Origin of the sequence: Amycolatopsis sp. Hca4 (genome assembly GCF_013364075.1) — a bacterium.
In the GTDB taxonomy this organism is placed as follows: domain Bacteria; phylum Actinomycetota; class Actinomycetes; order Mycobacteriales; family Pseudonocardiaceae; genus Amycolatopsis.
This window is the reverse complement of sequence record NZ_CP054925.1, coordinates 6,663,576-6,680,331: the sequence shown is the minus strand read 5'-3', so window position 1 is coordinate 6,680,331 and position 16,756 is coordinate 6,663,576. Positions and strand designations below refer to the sequence as shown.

At 70.6% G+C, this 16,756-nt stretch carries 18 protein-coding genes and 1 pseudogene; 8 read left to right on the top strand and 11 right to left on the bottom strand.

The annotated features are described in order from the left end of the window. Window positions 1-26: 26 nt before the first annotated feature. Window positions 27-617, top strand: coding sequence for a nitroreductase family protein (locus HUT10_RS29980; protein ID WP_254897079.1), 591 nt, complete (start codon window positions 27-29; stop codon window positions 615-617). Here the strand turns inward: HUT10_RS29980 and HUT10_RS29975 are convergent. Beyond that, window positions 612-980 carry a hypothetical protein gene (locus tag HUT10_RS29975; RefSeq protein ID WP_176174257.1) on the bottom strand — a complete coding sequence of 123 codons (369 nt, stop codon included), beginning with the start codon at window positions 978-980 and terminating at the stop codon, window positions 612-614. The genes HUT10_RS29980 and HUT10_RS29975 overlap by 6 nt on opposite strands. 228 nt (window positions 981-1,208) lie before the next feature. Here HUT10_RS29975 and leuA point away from each other — a divergent pair, with 228 nt between their 5' ends. Then, window positions 1,209-2,969, top strand: coding sequence for a 2-isopropylmalate synthase (leuA, locus tag HUT10_RS29970; RefSeq protein ID WP_176174256.1), 1,761 nt, complete (start codon window positions 1,209-1,211; stop codon window positions 2,967-2,969). Between the two features lie 3 nt (window positions 2,970-2,972). Beyond that, window positions 2,973-3,950 carry a YafY family protein gene (locus tag HUT10_RS29965; RefSeq protein ID WP_176174255.1) on the top strand — a complete coding sequence of 326 codons (978 nt, stop codon included), beginning with the start codon at window positions 2,973-2,975 and terminating at the stop codon, window positions 3,948-3,950. Here the strand turns inward: HUT10_RS29965 and HUT10_RS29960 are convergent. Then, window positions 3,941-4,843 (bottom strand): SDR family oxidoreductase, encoded by a 903-nt coding sequence (locus HUT10_RS29960; RefSeq protein ID WP_176174254.1) that lies wholly within the window; start codon window positions 4,841-4,843, stop codon window positions 3,941-3,943. The genes HUT10_RS29965 and HUT10_RS29960 overlap by 10 nt on opposite strands. Window positions 4,844-4,972: 129 nt before the next feature. Between HUT10_RS29960 and HUT10_RS29955 the strand changes: the two genes are divergently transcribed. Next, entirely contained in the window at window positions 4,973-5,524 is a 552-nt protein-coding gene (locus tag HUT10_RS29955) for a DedA family protein (protein ID WP_176174253.1), read from the top strand. Here the strand turns inward: HUT10_RS29955 and HUT10_RS29950 are convergent. Further along, window positions 5,511-6,122: a peroxiredoxin-like family protein gene (locus HUT10_RS29950; protein WP_176174252.1), complete on the bottom strand. Its 612-nt coding sequence runs from the start codon at window positions 6,120-6,122 to the stop codon at window positions 5,511-5,513. The genes HUT10_RS29955 and HUT10_RS29950 overlap by 14 nt on opposite strands. A gap of 58 nt (window positions 6,123-6,180) precedes the next feature. On the opposite strand from HUT10_RS29950, the gene HUT10_RS29945 reads away from it, so the two are divergent. Then, window positions 6,181-6,783 (top strand): TetR/AcrR family transcriptional regulator, encoded by a 603-nt coding sequence (locus HUT10_RS29945; protein ID WP_176174251.1) that lies wholly within the window; start codon window positions 6,181-6,183, stop codon window positions 6,781-6,783. Here the strand turns inward: HUT10_RS29945 and HUT10_RS29940 are convergent. Beyond that, complete coding sequence (locus HUT10_RS29940) at window positions 6,773-7,678, bottom strand: LysR family transcriptional regulator (RefSeq protein WP_176174250.1); 906 nt, start codon at window positions 7,676-7,678, stop codon at window positions 6,773-6,775. The two genes, HUT10_RS29945 and HUT10_RS29940, sit on opposite strands and share 11 nt — an antisense overlap. An 86-nt stretch (window positions 7,679-7,764) precedes the next feature. Between HUT10_RS29940 and HUT10_RS29935 the strand changes: the two genes are divergently transcribed. Then, window positions 7,765-8,655 (top strand): EamA family transporter, encoded by an 891-nt coding sequence (locus HUT10_RS29935; protein ID WP_176174249.1) that lies wholly within the window; start codon window positions 7,765-7,767, stop codon window positions 8,653-8,655. On the opposite strand, the gene HUT10_RS29930 is transcribed toward HUT10_RS29935, so the two are convergent. The 3 genes and pseudogenes from HUT10_RS29930 to HUT10_RS29920 all read right to left on the bottom strand — a co-directional run bounded on the left by HUT10_RS29930 (window position 8,652) and on the right by HUT10_RS29920 (window position 10,985). Next, window positions 8,652-9,299, bottom strand: a complete 648-nt coding sequence (locus HUT10_RS29930) for a DedA family protein (RefSeq protein WP_176174248.1) — start codon at window positions 9,297-9,299, stop codon at window positions 8,652-8,654. The two genes, HUT10_RS29935 and HUT10_RS29930, sit on opposite strands and share 4 nt — an antisense overlap. Before the next feature lie 634 nt (window positions 9,300-9,933). Beyond that, window positions 9,934-10,313: pseudogene (locus tag HUT10_RS29925) on the bottom strand (leucine zipper domain-containing protein); the annotation flags it as partial. A gap of 240 nt (window positions 10,314-10,553) precedes the next feature. Then, window positions 10,554-10,985: an SgcJ/EcaC family oxidoreductase gene (locus tag HUT10_RS29920; protein ID WP_176174247.1), complete on the bottom strand. Its 432-nt coding sequence runs from the start codon at window positions 10,983-10,985 to the stop codon at window positions 10,554-10,556. Between the two features lie 80 nt (window positions 10,986-11,065). On the opposite strand from HUT10_RS29920, the gene HUT10_RS29915 reads away from it, so the two are divergent. Further along, window positions 11,066-11,416 carry a YciI family protein gene (locus HUT10_RS29915; RefSeq protein WP_176174246.1) on the top strand — a complete coding sequence of 117 codons (351 nt, stop codon included), beginning with the start codon at window positions 11,066-11,068 and terminating at the stop codon, window positions 11,414-11,416. Then, entirely contained in the window at window positions 11,413-12,597 is a 1,185-nt protein-coding gene (locus tag HUT10_RS29910; RefSeq protein ID WP_176174245.1) for an RNA polymerase sigma factor, read from the top strand. The genes HUT10_RS29915 and HUT10_RS29910 overlap by 4 nt, the downstream gene beginning before the upstream one ends. Before the next feature lie 38 nt (window positions 12,598-12,635). On the opposite strand, the gene HUT10_RS29905 is transcribed toward HUT10_RS29910, so the two are convergent. From HUT10_RS29905 to HUT10_RS29890, 4 genes are read right to left on the bottom strand one after another with little or no spacing between them, the layout of a single operon-like run. Beyond that, the gene (locus HUT10_RS29905) at window positions 12,636-13,748 is read right to left on the bottom strand and encodes an ABC transporter ATP-binding protein (RefSeq protein ID WP_176174244.1); all 1,113 of its coding nucleotides are present in this window, start codon (window positions 13,746-13,748) and stop codon (window positions 12,636-12,638) included. After that, complete coding sequence (locus HUT10_RS29900; protein ID WP_176174243.1) at window positions 13,745-14,740, bottom strand: ABC transporter ATP-binding protein; 996 nt, start codon at window positions 14,738-14,740, stop codon at window positions 13,745-13,747. The genes HUT10_RS29905 and HUT10_RS29900 overlap by 4 nt, the downstream gene beginning before the upstream one ends. 6 nt (window positions 14,741-14,746) lie before the next feature. Further along, on the bottom strand, window positions 14,747-15,676 hold the full coding sequence (locus tag HUT10_RS29895; RefSeq protein WP_176174242.1) for an ABC transporter permease: 930 nt from the start codon (window positions 15,674-15,676) through the stop codon (window positions 14,747-14,749). Beyond that, entirely contained in the window at window positions 15,673-16,674 is a 1,002-nt protein-coding gene (locus HUT10_RS29890; protein WP_176174241.1) for an ABC transporter permease, read from the bottom strand. Before HUT10_RS29890 ends, HUT10_RS29895 begins: the two co-directional genes overlap by 4 nt. Window positions 16,675-16,756 lie beyond the last annotated feature (82 nt).

Below are 16,756 nucleotides of genomic sequence, written 5' to 3'. Positions count from 1 at the left end.
CAGCACTCGTGGGTACGCTGTTGATCGTGCGAAAGCCTGCTGTGACGAGTGTCCCGATCGCAACCCTGATGGCGGAACGGTGGAGCCCGCGGGCCTACGACGAGTCAGCCGTCGTCACCCACGAGCAGGTACGCGCGCTGCTGGAAGCGGCCCGCTGGGCGCCGTCGTTCGGCAACACGCAGCCGGCCCGCTTCCTGGTGGGCGTCCGCGGCACGCCGTCGTTCGACGCGATCCTGGGGTCGTTGAACTCGGGCAACCAGGCCTGGGCGCGCCGGGCAAGCCTGCTGCTGGTCGGCGTCATGGTGACGACGAACGAGAAGGGCGAAGTCCCGTACGCGGAGTACGGGCTCGGGCTGGCGGCGGAGAACCTCGTCCTGCAGGCGGTCGAGCTGGACCTGGTCGCCCACCAGATGGCGGGCTTCTCCCCGGAAGCCGTGCGCGCGGCGTTCTCGCTCCCCGACGACGTCGTCCCGAAGGTCGCGATCGCGGTCGGGTCGGTGGCGTCGCCGGAGGTGCTCGAGGAGGACTGGCGGATCGAGCGGGAGAAGGCCGACCGGGCGCGGCTGCCGCTCGAGGAGTTCGCCTTCACCGACTCCTGGGGCAAGCCGGCGCTATGACGCCCCGCCCACCCGGCGGATGACCTTGGCCAAGATCCCGGACACGACCATCCAGAAGATCGCCGCGATGCCGTAGTTGACCAGCACGCGCAGCTTTTCGTCACTCGGCGTGAACAGGTCGCCGAAGCCGAGCGCGAGGCTGTCCGCCCAGGACTTCACGAACGACACGATTCCGTTGTCCGGGTTCGCCGAGCCGACCGTGAAGATCACGTGGATCACCAGGATGGCCGCGAAGACCAGGCCGACCCAGCGGACGATCGACGCCACCAGCGAAGCTGCCTTGCCCCCGGTGCGGCGCCAGTCGACGGCGGCGCGCCGGGAGACGCGCGTCTCCTCCGATGACGACTCTGCGTGCTCACCCATGCCCGCAGTTTCGCACGCCACCCAGCCGATTGCTACCCACAAGTAACCATCCGGGTAACAGTTCCGGCACGGCCCGGCTTCCCTCACCCGGCGTTCCGTGGTTATGGTGGGGCCGTGGCGCGTGCTCTCCTGCTTCGCTGCCGCGACGGGGCCTGACCGGACCGGCTCCCCGTCGCGGGGCTTCGTGGTGCCGGTCGCACCCGTCGAGCTGGAGACACCCCAAATCCCATGAGCAAGATCCGCAAACCGTCGCGTCCCGCGCCCGCCGGCCAGCCCGCCTGGAACACCCAGCGCGGCACGTCCATGCCGGTGCACCGCTACCGCCCCTGGTACGACCTGGTCGAGAACATCGACCTGCCCGACCGCACCTGGCCCGAGAAGCGCATCGAGCGCGCGCCGCTGTGGTGCGCCGTCGACCTGCGTGACGGCAACCAGGCCCTGATCGACCCGATGTCGCCGGCGCGCAAGCGCAAGTTCTTCGACCTGCTGGTCCGCATGGGCTACAAGGAGATCGAGGTCGGCTTCCCGGCGGCGTCGCAGACGGACTTCGACTTCGTCCGCGAGATCATCGAAGACCACGCGATCCCGGACGACGTCAGCATCCAGGTGCTGACCCAGTGCCGTCCCGAGCTGATCGAGCGGACCTTCCAGTCGCTCGAAGGCGCGCCGCGCGCGATCGTCCACATCTACAACTCGACCTCGATCCTGCAGCGCCGCGTCGTCTTCCGCGAGGAGCGCGAAGGCATCAAGAAGATCGCGACGCAGGCCGCGGAAATGGTCGTCGAGCTGGCTGCGAAGCAGCCCGACACCGACTTCCGGTTCCAGTACTCGCCGGAGTCCTACACCGGCACCGAGCTGTCCTACGCGCTCGAGGTCTGCAACGCCGTCACCGAGATCTGGCAGCCGACGCCGGAGAAGCCGGTGATCCTGAACCTGCCGGCGACCGTCGAGATGGCGACGCCGAACGTCTACGCCGACTCGATCGAGTGGATGAGCCGGAACCTGGCCCGCCGCGACTCGGTGATCCTGTCGCTGCACCCGCACAACGACCGCGGCACCGGCATCGCCGCCGCCGAGCTGGGCTACCAGGCCGGCGCGGACCGGATCGAGGGCTGCCTGTTCGGCAACGGCGAGCGCACCGGCAACGTCGACCTGGTCGCGCTGGGCATGAACCTCTACAGCCAGGGCATCGACCCGCAGGTCGACTTCTCCGACATGGACGAGATCAAGCGGACGGTCGAGTACTGCAACCAGCTGCCGGTCGGCGAGCGCTCGCCGTGGGGCGGCGACCTGGTTTTCACCGCGTTCTCGGGCAGCCACCAGGACGCGATCAACAAGGGTCTCGACGCGCTGAAGGACGCCGCCGACAAGGCGGGCGTACCGGTCGACGAGTATCCGTGGGAGGTCCCGTACCTGCCGATCGACCCGAAGGACGTCGGCCGCACGTACGAGGCCGTGATCCGGGTGAACTCGCAGTCCGGCAAGGGCGGCGTCGCCTACATCATGAAGGCCGAGCACCAGCTCGACCTGCCGCGTCGCCTGCAGATCGAGTTCTCGAAGGTCATCCAGCGCTACACCGACACCGAGGGCGGCGAGGTCGACCCGACCACGATGTACAACGCCTTCGCGGCCGAGTACCTGGAGCTGAAGACGCCGCTGGAGCTGGTCCGCCAGCACGTCCGCGACAACGGTGACGGCGAGTACGACATCACCGCGACCGTGCGCGTGGAGGGTGACGAGCACGAGGTCACCGGCCGCGGGAACGGCCCGATCGCGGCGTTCTTCGACGCGCTGTCGACGGTCGGGTACGACCTGCGCCTGCTGGACTACAGCGAGCACACGCTCTCGCCGGGCGACGACGCCCGCGCGGCGTCCTACATCGAGTGCGCGATCTCGGACCGCGTGTTCTGGGGCATCGGCATCGACCCGTCGATCGTCACCGCGTCGCTGCGCGCGGTCGTCTCGGCGGTGAACCGCGCCAACCGGTAACCGGTGAAAGCCGAGCGGCTGGTCGCGCTGCTGTTCACGCTGCAACGGCGGCGCAGCGCGACCGCCGCCGAGCTCGCTGCCGAGCTGGGCGTTTCGGAACGGACGATGCACCGCGACCTGGCCGCCCTGCGCGAAGCGGGTGTTCCGTTGTGGACCGAGCAGGGCCGGCACGGCGGCTTCCGGCTGGTCGACGGCTGGCGGGCCGGGCTCGACGGGCTGACCGCGCGCGAGGCCGTCGCGCTGTTCGCGCTCGGGGTGCCGGACGCGCTCGCCGGGCTGGGTCTCGACACCGCGGGCAGCGCGGCGCGGGCGAAGGTGTCCGCAGGCATGCCCGCGGAGCTGCGGGAACACGCCGCGCTGGTGGCCGGTCGGTTCCACCTGGACGCCCCGGGCTGGTTCGGCTCGCCGGACGAACCGCCGTCGCTGGCGGCCGTGGCGCAGGCGGTGTGGTCGCAACGGCGGGTCTCGGTGACGTACCGGCGCCGGGACAAGGTGGCTTCGCGGGAGCTCGAACCGCTCGGGCTCGTGCTCAAGGCGGGTGTCTGGTACCTGGTCGCCCGGGTGGTGCCGGACGACGCGCTGCGCACCTACCGCGTCTCGCGGATCCTCTCGGTGGCCGAGCTCGACACCGCGTTCGAGCGGCCGCCGTCGTTCGACCTGGCCGACTGGTGGCGGGCGTCGTCGGCGGCGTTCGAGCAGGTCGCGCGGCCGGTGCGGGTGCGCGCCCGGCTGAACCGGACCGCGGTGCGCGAGCTGCGCCGGGTCTTCGGCGGGGAGCACCTGGCGGACACGGTCGTGTCGCTGGGCCCACCGGACGACGACGGGTGGGCCGAGGCCGAGCTCGCCCTGGAGGACGGCGAGATCGGCCTCGGCCAGCTGGTCGCGCTCAGCCCGGGCGTGGAGGTCGTGGAACCGGTGGAACTGCGGGCGGCCCTCGCCGCGATCGGCGCGGAGCTGGCCGCCCGCAACGCTCACCGGTAGCCGGTGGTGTCCGCGGGCTTTCCGGCGTCCGCCACCTCCGTCATGTACCGCCAAGCGTCCGGCCGGCTGCCGTCGACGTCGTCCACGCCGTACTCCTTCGCCAGCTGGCCGCTGTTCACCGTCTGCCCGGTCCACCGGTGCCGGTCCGGGTCCGCCGCCAGCGCCACCACCGTGCGCCCGCAGAACGTCGGCGTTTCCGAGATCGCGAAGTGCGGGACGCGCTCGCAGGCGTCACGCCAGTTCGCCTCGGTCACCCCGTAGATCTCGAGCATCGCCTCCGACCGCAGGTAGCCGGGGGTGAAGGCGACGGCGGTCGCGCCGTGCGAAGCCAGTTCCGCCGCCTCGCCGATCGCCAGCAGGTGCGCCGACGCCTTCGCCAGGTAGAAGGGCAGCGAAGTGCCTTCGCGGTACTTCGCGTTGTACTCGGCCGTGCCGTCGGTCAGCTCGACGACCAGCCCACCGGGCCGGTCGATCAGCAGCGGGAGCAGGAAGTGGCTGGTGATCAGGTGCGCGTCGACGCCGAGGCGGATCATCCGCAGGCCGGCGGCCAGGTCGTGCTCCCACACCGGCTTGCCCCAGCCCAGGTGCTGGTCGCCGCCCCAGAGGCCGTCGACCAGGATGTCGAGGTGGTCGATCCGCTTGGCCAGCGCTTCGACCTCGGCCGGCACCAGGTGGTCGACGCGGATCGCCTCCGCCCGGCCACCCGCCCGTTCGACCAGCTCGGCGGTCTCTTCGATCGTTTCGGGACGGTCCACTTCGGACCGCTCGGTGCGCGTCGAGCGCCCGGTGACGTACACGAACGCGCCCGCGCGGCCCAGTTCGACCGCGATCGCCCGGCTCGCGCCACGCGTACCGCCTGCCACCAGTGCGACTTTTCCGGAAAGAGTGCTCATGCCGACCACGTTCGCGCCGAACCATGACAACTCCTGGCATGGTTTCCGAAGCTGTGGGCCGGCTGTCGGGTTGCTGTGAGTCCCCGGTGATCGGGAGTGCCGCGCCGCGGGCGGGTGGTTAATGGAGGTGTGGACGGATCGACGGCGGGACTGCTGGTGCTGTTCGTCGTCGCGCTCGTGCCGCTGCTGCCCACCGAGGTGACCATCCTCGGCATGGGGATCTCGGCGGCGCAGGGCGGGACGTCGCTGGCGCTGGTGATCGCCGTGGCGAGTGCCGGGTGCCTGGCGTCCGACCAGGCGCTCTACGCCCTCGGCCGGTTCGGTGGCCGGGCGGCGCTGGACCGGCTGAGCCGGCGGCGCAAGTTCGCCGCCGGCCTCGGCTGGCTCGACGGGCGGCTGCAGCGCCACCCCCGGCCGGTGCTGGTGGCCGCCCGCTGGCTGCCGTCGGGCGGGACGATCGGTGCGCTCCTCGCCGGATCGCTCCGGTGGCCGATGGCGGAGTTCTTCACGGCATCGGCCGTCGGCGTCACCCTCTGGACGTCGTACGTGGCCCTCCTCGGCTACGCCGGCGGCCGGGTGGTCACCGAACCCGGGATCAGCCTGCTGCTCTCCCTGGCCGTGGCCCTGGTCCTGGGTTCGGTGATCACCTACCGGGTGCGGCACAGCGTCAAATCGACTTGAGGGCCTCGAGGATCGCCGCCGGCTCGGTCCGCGTGACGAAGTCCGGGTGGACGTCGACGAACCGGAGCACGCGGTCCCGATCGACCACGAGCACCGCCGGGTGGACCAGCTCCCAGGTGCCGTTGACCTGCTCGAGGTCGGTGCCCAGGGTCACCATCGCGTCCCGCACCGGCGCGGACACCGGGTAGCTCAGCCCGAGCCCCCGCGCGACCGTGCTTCCGGCGTCCGAAAGCACCGGGAACGCCAGGTCCGGCACCGGGGCGTCCGGCCGCTGCGGGCTGATCGCGGCCAGCACCGCCCCGAAGTGCGCCAGCTCGGGCAGCAGTTCCTGCTGGTAGGTGCGCAGGGTCAGGTTGCAGTACGGGCACCACTGGCCGCGGTAGAAGACGAGTACCGCCGGCCCGTCGGCGACGAGTTCGCCGAGGCTCGTGGGCGTCCCGTCGGCTGCCGGCAGCGTGAAGTCCTCGATCTTGGCGCCCACCTCGGCGAAATCTGTGGCGCCCCGGCGCCGGTCCGCTTCGAGGATTTCGGCGATCTCGGGCGGCAGCGCGCTCCGGAGCTGGTGGTTGAGGCCGGCCAAGGCGTTGTCGAGTGTCATGGATCCCCCTAGCAGTTGTACTGATCGGTACAGTGGGCCGAACTGTACTATCCGGTACATGGAGGCGCAAGCAGCTTCGACCCCGCGCGGCAAGCGGACCCGCGACGCGATCGTCGACGCCGCGGCCGCGCTGATGTACGTCGACGGCGTGGCGGGTACGAGCGTCGACAAGGTGCTCGCCGCCAGCGGGGCCGGGAAATCGCAGATGTACCACTACTTCAAGAACAAGGAACAGCTGGTCGAGGCCGTGATCGACCGGTACCTGGAGCAGATCCTCGGCAACCAGCCGGCGATCTTCACGCTGGCTTCCTGGGCCGACCTCGAGACGTGGACCGAGCAGCTGCTGGACGTCCACCACCGCGCGGGCGGCCCGATCGCCTGCCCACTGGGCAACCTCGCGGGCGAAGTGGGCGACAACCCGAAGCTCGCACCACTGGTCGACCAGGCCTACCGGACGTGGGAGTCCCACCTGGAGCGCGGGCTGACCACGTTGCAGGACAAGGGAGAGCTGGCCCCGAACGCCGACCCGGCGCGGCTGGCGCAGGCGGCGATGACGTCCGTCCACGGTGGACTGCTGCTGGCCCACCTCCGGCACGACCTCACGGCACTGGAGGACGCGCTGGGGATCGCGCTCACCTACCTGCGAGGCTTCAAGCCGTGAGCTGGGCGACCTCCGCGCGCAGTTCGTCGATCACCTTGGCCACCGCCGGGCGCTGCAGCGCGCCGGTGCGGCACACCGCCTCCACCAGCCGCGCCGCGCGGATGCCGGCCAGCGGCCGGACGACCAAGCCGCTGCCGCGGCCCGTGTTCATCGTGTACCGCGGCAGCAGCGCAATGCCGTGGCCCGCCGCGACCAGGCGTTCGGTGATCCGGAAGTCGTTGATCCGCTGCACCACCACCGGCCGCACGCCGGTGCGGATGGTCAGGGAGCGCAGCACGTCGTCGACCGGGAAGCCGAAGTCGACGCTGATCCAGCGTTCGTCCGCCAGCTCGGCCAGCTCGACGCGGCGCCGGTTCGCCAGCCGGTGCCCGATCGGCAGCGCGACGTCGAGCGGCTCCCGCAGCAGCGGCACCACCTCGAGGCGGCCGGAGTCGAACGCCGGCGCGTGCTCGTCGCGGTGCGCCACGACGACGTCGTAGTCCGCGACCAGGCCGGGCACCTCCGGTGGCGTCATGTCGACATCCCGGACGTCGACCTCCAGCCCGTCGTACCCGGCGACGCGGGTCAGCAGCCCCGGCAGCAGCATCAGCCCGGCCGACTGGAAGATGGCGATCCGCACCCGCCCGCGCGGCGCGCTGCGGTAGGTGTCCAGTTCGGACTCGGCCCGTTCGAGCGCGGCGAGCACCTCGTCCGCCCGGGCGACCAGCGCGCGGCCGGCATCGGTCAGCCGCAGCCCGCGCCCGGCCGGTTCGGTGAGCGGCAGGCCGACCTCGCCCTGCAGGGCGCGCAGCTGCTGCGAAACGGCGGACGGCGTGCAGTGCAGCGCCCGCGCGGCCGCCGTCACGCTCCCGCGGTCGGCGAACTCCCGCAGCGTGCGCAACCGGCCCAGATCCACGCCGTCACTGTACTTGAAGCACAGCTACAAGGTTCCTGCAGATAATCTCGCTGGTCCTTCACTGTGCGGCTTGTCAGAGTGGAGGCATGCCCGCTCGTGACCGTCTGCTCGCCGTGCTCGTCGCCGTCCTGTGGGGCCTCAACTTCCTGGCCATCCACGCCACCCTCGGCCAGTTCCCGCCGGTGTTCGCGGGCGCGCTCCGGTTCGCCGTGATCGCCGTGCCGACCATCCTGTTCGTGCCGTGGCCGAAGGTGAAGGTGCGGCACCTGCTCGGCTACGGCCTGGGTTTCGGCACCGGGCAGTTCGCGTTCCTGTTCATCGCGATGAACACCGGGATGCCGACCGGGCTCGCGTCGCTGGTGCTCCAGGCGTCGGCACCGTTCACGGTGCTGCTCGGCGCGGTGTTCCTGCGCGAACGCGTCACCCCGCACCAGCTGGCGGGCATCGCGCTGGCGGTGGCCGGGATGGCGGCGATCGCGTGGCAGCGGTCCGGGCACGCGGCGCTGCTGCCGATGGTCCTGACCCTGCTGGCCGCGCTGAGCTGGGCGTTCGGCAACCTGAGCACGCGCAAGGCCGAGCCGGACAACCCGCTGCACTTCACGCTGTGGATGTCGGTGGTGCCGCCGCTGCCGATGTTCGCGTTGTCGCTGGTCATGGAGGGCCCGGCGGCGCAGTGGCGTTCGCTGACGACGCTCGGGACGCCGACCGGGCTGACCGCGCTCGCGGGGCTGGCGTACGTCGTGCTGATCGGCACGGTGGTCGGATCGGGCCTGTGGACAACGCTGATGCGCCGCAACCCGGCCGGCGTGGTGTCGCCGTTTTCGCTGCTGGTGCCGGTGGTCGGCCTGACGGCGTCGTTCGTGTTCCTGGGCGAGAGGCCGACCTGGCTCGAGGTGGGCGCGGCCGCCGTCGTGATCGCCGGCGTCCTGCTGGGATCGCTGCGAACCGCGCCCAAGCGAGAACTCGCCGCGGTTTAGGCGGCGGTCTCTTCCTGCTGCGGGGTTTCGGCGTCACTCTTGTGCTCGCGGCCGAGCCGCTTCTTCATGATGATGAAGACAACGGCACCGATCACGACGGCCGCGAGCAGGCCGTACTTGGAGAAGTTGCCGAGCCACTTCTCGGCGGCCTCGCCGACGTAGTAGATGAGGGCGGTCGTGCCGCCGGCCCAGGCGATGCCGCCGAGCGCGTTGGCGATGAGGAACTTCGGGTAGTGCATGCGCAGCGACCCGGCGAGCGGGCCGGCGAGGATGCGCAGGAAAGCGATGAACCGGCCGAAGAACACGGCCCACATACCGCGTTTGTTGAAGATCCGTTCGGCGTTGGCGATATGCGTCGGCCCGAAGTGCTTCGGGAATTTCCGGCCCGCCCAGGCGAACAGCCGTTGCCCCCCGGTTTTCCCGATCAGATAGCCGATGCTGTCACCGACGATGGCCCCCGCACTGGCCACGACGCCGACCCAAAGCGGGCTCAGGGTGGGGTGGGTGACGGTGAGCAGGGCGGCGCTGACCAGCACGACTTCACCGGGAAGAGGGATGCCGAGGCTTTCGATCATGATCACCGCGCCGACGATCAGGTACACCGAAATCGGCGGGATCGCCTCCAGCCACTGGTCGATGTGCACAGCCCGTACCCCCTGGTACCACGTCGGGATTGGTGTTCGCTTTCCGAAGGGTACCGGGGGCGGTGCGCGCGGGGCGGCATCCTCAGGTATTGCCCGGGGTACGACTTTGGTCGGGTGCGGGGTTGCCTGCCGCCGTCCGAAGCCGCGGTGACCGCCCGCCCACCGCAGGCCGAAGCCACCGCGACCACCCACCCGGCCGCCGGCCAACGCTCCCGCGACCACCTCCCCGGCAGCCGGCCGAAGGCCCTTCTCACCGGCGGCCAAATCACCCAACCGAGCACACCCCCTGCCGAACCGATACGCAGCCGCCTCAGCGGCCGTCACGTCGTGTCAAGGCACGCTTTCCCGCCTTGACACGACGTGACGGCCGTTGAACAATCCGGCGTTCGGCTCGGCTGGGGGCACCCGAGCGCTTATCCACCGGAGTTATCCACAACTCCCACTCCCTGTGGACAACTTCGGTGGATAACCCCCGATCGAGCGATCCGGACGGACCCGGCCGATAGACTGGACTTGGGCACGCCCCCCAGGGAAGGGCGGGGAGCTGTCCGGGGGCGGAGCCGGCGGGTGGGTGGCCTGCGAGTGCGGTGTGTCCGCGGTGGTGGTTGTAGGTGTGCAGCCAGCGTGGCAGGTGTTCGTAGCGGCGGATCGGAGCCGAAGTGACCCGGTCCAGATGGGGGAGCCGGTAGCGGGTCAGGATCCGGTGCACCGTGGAGGGGTTCAGCCCGAGCAGGTAGGCGATGCGGGCCGGTCCCCCGCGGCGCAGGACCCGGACTTTGACGACTCGCCGCTCGGTCCGCGTCGGTGTCTGGTTCGGCTGGTGCGGGGACGGCTGGACTGGTCCGCCATCCCGGCGTCACCGTGGTTGCGGTAACGGCAGGCCCACCGTGCGGCGGTGGAGACCGAGACCTCGAACCGTTCCGCAGCTCGTCGGAGTGGCCGGTCGTCCTCGACGATGCAGCGGGCCAGGCGGAGTCCGCCGGTCGGGGTCAGGGGTGCGTTGGCGTGGGACACGAGGGCCTCCGTTGCTCGGCGTAGACGTCGCAATCCACACCGACCCCGGAGGCCCTCCCTCACACCAAGATCATCCGATCACGTGTCACCACGACCGCAACCTCCCCGGGCAGTACAACTAGGGCACGCCCCCAGGGAAGGGCGGGGGCAGCGGCGGAATTCTGCCGGGCTGGGCGGCCATAGGTGGAAGGCCGACCAGCAGAAAGCCCGACTCGTGGCTGGCGCCACCCGGAACACCGATCAGGGCTTCAAATCCACAGCAGCCCGCAACGTCCCATCCATGTGGAACGGCGTCGAGTCGTGCACGTGCGTGATCAGCCACTCCCCACCCTCCCGCCGAAAACACACAGTCGACCGGAACCACAGCGAAAAGCCCGCCGGCGCCCCCTTCGGCCTGGCCGAAAGCCGGTTCAACGCGTGGCAGTACGCGATGTCTCCCCCGAGGAACACCTCCAAGTCCTGGATCTCGTACTCGATCGGCCCCTCGAACGTCTCGAACCAGGCCTCCCGCGCCTCGACGGAGATCACGTCAGCCCCACGCTGTGCCAACGGCGGTGCCAACGTGAACGCCACGACGTCCGGCGCGTAGTGGGAGCCCAACGTGGACGCGTCACGGGCCGCCATCGCCGCCTCACGCGCCGCCATCAGATCGCGGATCTGCTGCTCACTCATGCCATTCTCCTCAAGGTCGGTGGTTGCACAGTGGACGTAGACACCGACGGACGGATTTCGACAGGAGGCGGGAGACGAACGTGAAATACGTGGTCCTGATCTACGGCAACCCCGAGTCGCGCGCCGCGTGGGAGGGGATGACCGATGCGCAGCGGGCCGCCGGGCTCGCCTACTACCAGCAGCTCAACGACGATCTCGATGCCTCCGGTGAGCGGATCGTCTCCGAACGGCTCGCCTACCCCGAGCTGACCAAGCAGGTGGGCCGCACCGACGGCCCGTTCGCCGAGACCAAGGAGTTCCTCGCCGGGTTCTACCTGCTCGACTGCGAAAGCGAAGACCGCGCCCTCGAGATCGCCGCGAGGGTGCCGGAAGCCTCCTTCGGCAAGGTCGAAGTGCGGCCGGTGATGGGGCTGCACGGACCCGAGCTGTGACCGAACGCCTGTTCCGCGAGCTCGCTCCGCAGGTCCTCGCCGCGCTCGTCCGGCGGTACGGCGACTTCGACGCCTGCGAGGACGCCGTCCAGGAGGCCCTGCTCGCCGCCTCGCAACAGTGGCCGGTCGAGGGCGTTCCGGATCACCCGAAGGGGTGGCTGATCACCGCCGCGTCCCGGCGGCGGATCGAGCAGTGGCGCAGCGAGACCGCGCGGCGGCGGCGTGAGGAAGCCGTTGCCCGGAGCGAGCCGGCCGGGGGCGAGCCGGCCGGCGGGGTGGACGACACCCTGACCCTGCTGCTGCTCTGCTGCCACCCGGCCCTGAACCCGCCGTCGCGGGTCGCGCTCACTCTGCGGGCCGTCGGCGGGCTGACCACCGCCGAGATCGCGCGGGCCTTCCTCGTCCCCGAGGCCACGATCGGCCAGCGGATCAGCCGCGCGAAGCAGAAGCTGAAAGGCGAACCGCTCACGAACGACCAGCGCCCCGAGCGGCTGGCCGCCGTGCTGCAGGTGCTCTACCTGATCTTCACCGAGGGCCACACCGCCAGTTCCGGTGACGCGCTGAGCCGCGTCGACCTGACGACCGAGGCCATCCGGCTGACCCGGCAGCTGCGCGCGGAACTCCCGGCCGACGGCGAGGTCGCCGGCCTGCTCGCCCTGATGCTGCTGACCGAGGCCCGGCGCCCGGCCCGCGTCGACACCGCCGGTGCCCTCGTCCCGCTGGCCGAACAGGACCGGACCCACTGGAACCGGGCGTTCATCGACGAGGGCGTCGCGCTGATCACCACAGCCCTCGCGACCACCCCCGTCGGCCCGTACCAGCTGCAGGCGGCGATCGCCGCGGTCCACGACGAGGCTCCGACCGGCGAAGACACCGATTGGGCGCAGATCCTCACGCTGTACGACCTGCTGCGGGTCGTCGCGCCCGGGCCGATGGTGACGCTGAACCGCGTGGTGGCGTTCGCCCAGGTCCACGGCCCCGAAGCGGGGCTGGCGGAGCTGCGTGAAGCCGAAAAGCACCTCGCGCGGCACCACCGCGTCGACGCCATCCGCGCGCACCTGCTCGAAAGCACCGGCGACCTGGCCGGCGCCCGGGAGGCGTACCTGGCCGCCTCGCGGCGGACGTTGAGCCTGCCGGAACAGGCGTACCTGCAGTCCCGGGCCGCCGGTCTGGCGACATGAGAACGGCCGACCGGGACGAGGCCCGGTCGGCCGTCACTTCAGAGGATCTCGGCGGAGGTGCCGATGTCCGGCGGGCCGAGGTCGGGGTTGAGCGCCCCGGTCAGCTCCACCAGCTCCGGCTCCACCTCGTGCGGCTGGATGCGCCCGTCGCGGATGTCCTCCGCGTAGTGGCACGCCACCCGGTGCCCGCCGCCGATTTCGCGCAGCTGCGGGCGGTCGGTGTCGCACAGGCTCGCCTGCCGCCACGGGCAGCGCGTGTGGAAGCGGCAGCCCGACGGCGGGTTCGCCGGCGACGGCAGGTCGCCCGCCAGCAGGATCTGCTCGCGGGTGTCCTCGACCACCGGGTCCGGCACCGGGATGGCCGAAAGCAGCGCACGCGTGTACGGGTGCAGCGGCTCCCGGTACAGCGAGTCCGCGTCGGTCTCCTCGACCAGCGCGCCCAGGTACATCACGCCGATGCGGTCGGAGATGTGCCGCACCACCGCGAGGTCGTGCGCGATCACCACGTAGGTCAGGCCGAGCTGGTCCTGCAGGTCCTCCAGCAGGTTCACCACCTGGGCCTGCACCGAAACGTCCAATGCGGACACCGGCTCGTCGGCGACGATCAGGTCCGGCTCCACCGCCAGCGCCCGCGCGATACCGATGCGCTGGCGCTGACCGCCCGAGAACTCGTGCGGGTACTTCCGCAGCGACGTCTCCGGGAGGCCGACCGCGGCCAGCAGCTGCCGCAGCCGCCGCTGGGTGGCTTCCTTGTCCTTGTCGAGGCCGTGCGCGTGCATGCCCTCGAGCAGGATGGACTCCACCGACTGGCGCGGGTCCAAACTGGACATCGGGTCCTGGAAGACCATCTGCATCCGGCGCCGGGCCTTCCGCAGTTCCTCGCCCTTGAGCTGGGCGACGTCGGTGCCGTCGAACTTCACGGAACCGGCGGTCGGCTCGTTGAGCCGCAGGATCGCCCGGCCCAAAGTGGACTTCCCGCAGCCGGATTCGCCCACCAGGCCGTAGGTTTCGCCGCGGCGGATGGCCAGGTCGACGCCGTCGACCGCGTACACGTGCCCGACCGTCCGGTCGATCACGACGCCGCGCTTGATCGGGAAGTGCACCTTGAGGTCGGTGACCTCGAGCAGCACGTCACCAGCAGGACGGGTCATCGGGTTCCTCCTCCCGCGGCGACCGCGGGCCGCACGGGGTTGTGACAGCGCAGCAGGCCGCCCTGGTCGGGCACCAGCTGCGGCTGGACCTCGCGGCAGACCGGCAGCGCGTTGGGGCAGCGCGGCGCGAACGCGCACCCGTGGTCCCACGGGATGTTGTCGGCCACCGAACCCCGGATGGGGATCAGCTTCTCGCCGCGGCCCGCGTCCAGGCGCGGGATCGAGGCGAGCAGGCCGTGCGTGTACGGGTGCCGCGGCTCGGCGAACAGCTGGTGCCGCTGCGCCCGCTCGACGATCTTGCCGCCGTAGAGCACGTTGACCTCGTCGCACAGCCCGGCGACCACGCCGAGGTCGTGCGTGATCATGATCAGCGCAGTACCGGTGTCCTGCACCAGTTCCCGCAGCAGCGCCAGGATCTGCGCCTGGATGGTGACGTCCAGCGCGGTGGTCGGCTCGTCGGCGATGAGCAGCCGCGGACGGCACGCCAGCGCGATCGCGATCAGCGCACGCTGCCGCATCCCGCCGGAAAGCTGGTGCGGGTACTCGGAAAGCCGGCGCGACGGGTCGGGGATGCCGACCTTGTCGAGCAGGTCCACCGCTTCGACGGACGCCGCCTTGCGCGACATCCCGCGGTGGCGCTCCAGCACCTCGGTGATCTGCAGCCCGATCGGGATGACCGGGTTCAGCGAGGACAGCGGGTCCTGGAACACCATGCCGAGGTCGCGGCCCCGGCGGTCGCGCATGTCCCGGTCGGACAGCGCGAGAAGGTCGGTGCCCTCGAAGCGCACCGAACCGGAGACCTTGTTGCCGCGCTTGGCCAGCAGCCGCATGATCGCCAGGGACGTCACGGACTTGCCGCAGCCGGACTCGCCGACCAGGCCGACCGTCTGACCCGGCTCGACGTCGAAGCTGACGTTGTCCACGGCGGTGAAGGGCTGTTCGCCACGGCGGACGAACTGGACCGTGAGGTCACGGACTTCAAGGAGTGCCATCGGTTGTCACCGCCTGTTCTTCGGGTCGAGGGCTTCGCGGAGCGACTCGCCGAGCAGCGTGAACCCGAGCGCGACGATGATGATCGCGATGGCCGGGTAGTACGCGAGCTCGGGCCGGACGTCGAGGAACTGCCGGGCACCCTTGCTCAGCATGATGCCCCACTCCGCCCGGTTCGGGTCCGGGTCGCCCAGGCCGAGGAACGACAGCGCCGCGGCCTCCAGGATGGCGGTGGCCAGGGTCAGCGTGGCCTGCACGATGACCGGGCCGAGCGAGTTCGGCAGCATGTGCCGGAACACGATCGCGCCGCGCTTCACGCCCAGCGACGTCGCCGCGAGGACGTGGTCGCTGCCGCGCTGCACCAGCATCGAACCGCGCAGCAGCCGCGCGAAGATCGGCACGCCGATCAGCGAGACGGCGAGGATCACCGTCCACTGGCTCGGCTTGGCGAACAGCGCCGCGACCGAGATCGCCAGCAGCAGCGACGGCACCGACAGCATGACGTCGACCAGTCGCATGAGGACGGTGTCGACCCAGCCGCCGAACGCGCCGGCGAGCCCGCCGATGATGATGCCGAGGAGCACGCCGATCACCGTCGCCAGCACGCCGACGAGGAGGGTGTTCTGCGCGCCGACGATCAGCCGCGACAGTTCGTCGCGGCCGAAGTCGTCCACGCCGAGCGGGAAACCGGGCTGGCTGCCCGGGATGATCCCCTGGCCGAGCGCGACCTTGTCCTGCAGGTAGCGCTCGAACGGGTCCTTGGGCGCGATCAGCGGCGCGAACACCGCCAGCAGCACGAACAGGCCGGTGATCACGCCACCGGTGATGGCGACCGGGCTGCGCAGCATCCGCCGCAGCGCTTCGCGACCGAGGCTGTTGCCGCTCGCCGCGGCCAGCTTGTCGATCGGCTCTTTCTTCTTGTTCAGCAGAGTGTTCATCGCACACGCACCCTCGGGTCGATGATCCCGTACGAGACGTCGACCAGCATGTTCACCAGCACGTACACCAGCGCGCCGAACAGCAGCAGCGCCTGGAGCCGGGGGTAGTCACGCCGTTCGATGCCTTCGGCCAGCAGGAATCCGAGGCCGCGGAAGTTGAACACCCGCTCGGTCAGCACCGCGCCGCCGAGCAGCGCGCCGGTCTGCAGGCCGATGGTGGTGACCACCGGGAGCAGGCCGTTGCGCAGCACGTGCCGCCGCCGCACGACGGGCTGCGTGAGGCCCTTCGAGTTGGCGGTGCGGATGAAGTCCTCGTTGAGCACTTCGAGCACCGAAGCGCGGGTGATCCGGGTGATCACCGCGAGCGGGATGGTGGCGAGCGCGAACGCCGGGAGGATCAGGTGCTTGATCGCGTCCCAGACGGCGTCCCATTCGCTCGTCATGATGCCGTCGAGGACGGCGAAGTTGGTGATGGCGGTGGCGTCGAGCCCCGCGGTCTGCCGGCCCTGCGACGGCAGGCCCAGCGGCCCGGCGAGCAGGTCCTGCATCATGTAGCCGAGGAAGAACACCGGCACCGCGACGCCGATCAGCGTCAGCACGATGATCACGTTGTCAGCGACACCACCGCGGTAGCGGGCCGAGAGGTAGCCCGCCGGGATGCCGATGAGCACCGCGATGATCATCGCGGAGATGCCCAGCTCGATGGTGGCGGGCAGGAAGGTGCCGATCTCCGACATCACCGGCTGGGTGGACACCAGCGAGGCGCCGAAGTCACCGGTGACCGCGCGGCCGAGGAACTTGAAGTACTGGATGACGACCGGCTGGTCGAGCCCCAGCACGTGGTTGAGGTTGGCGATCTTCTCCGGCGTTGCCTTGTCGCCGAGGAGGGCGGCCGCGGGCCCTCCGGGCAGCGACCTGAGCCAGGCGAAGACCAGGATGGACAGGATGAGCAGCGTCGGGATCGCTTGTAGCAGCCGACGCACGAGAAAACGGAGCACTTGCAGTCCTTAAGGGGGCAGCCCGCTGAGTACGGAACATGGGGTGGGCGCGGTAGCACCCACCCCATGCCTCGCATTGGTT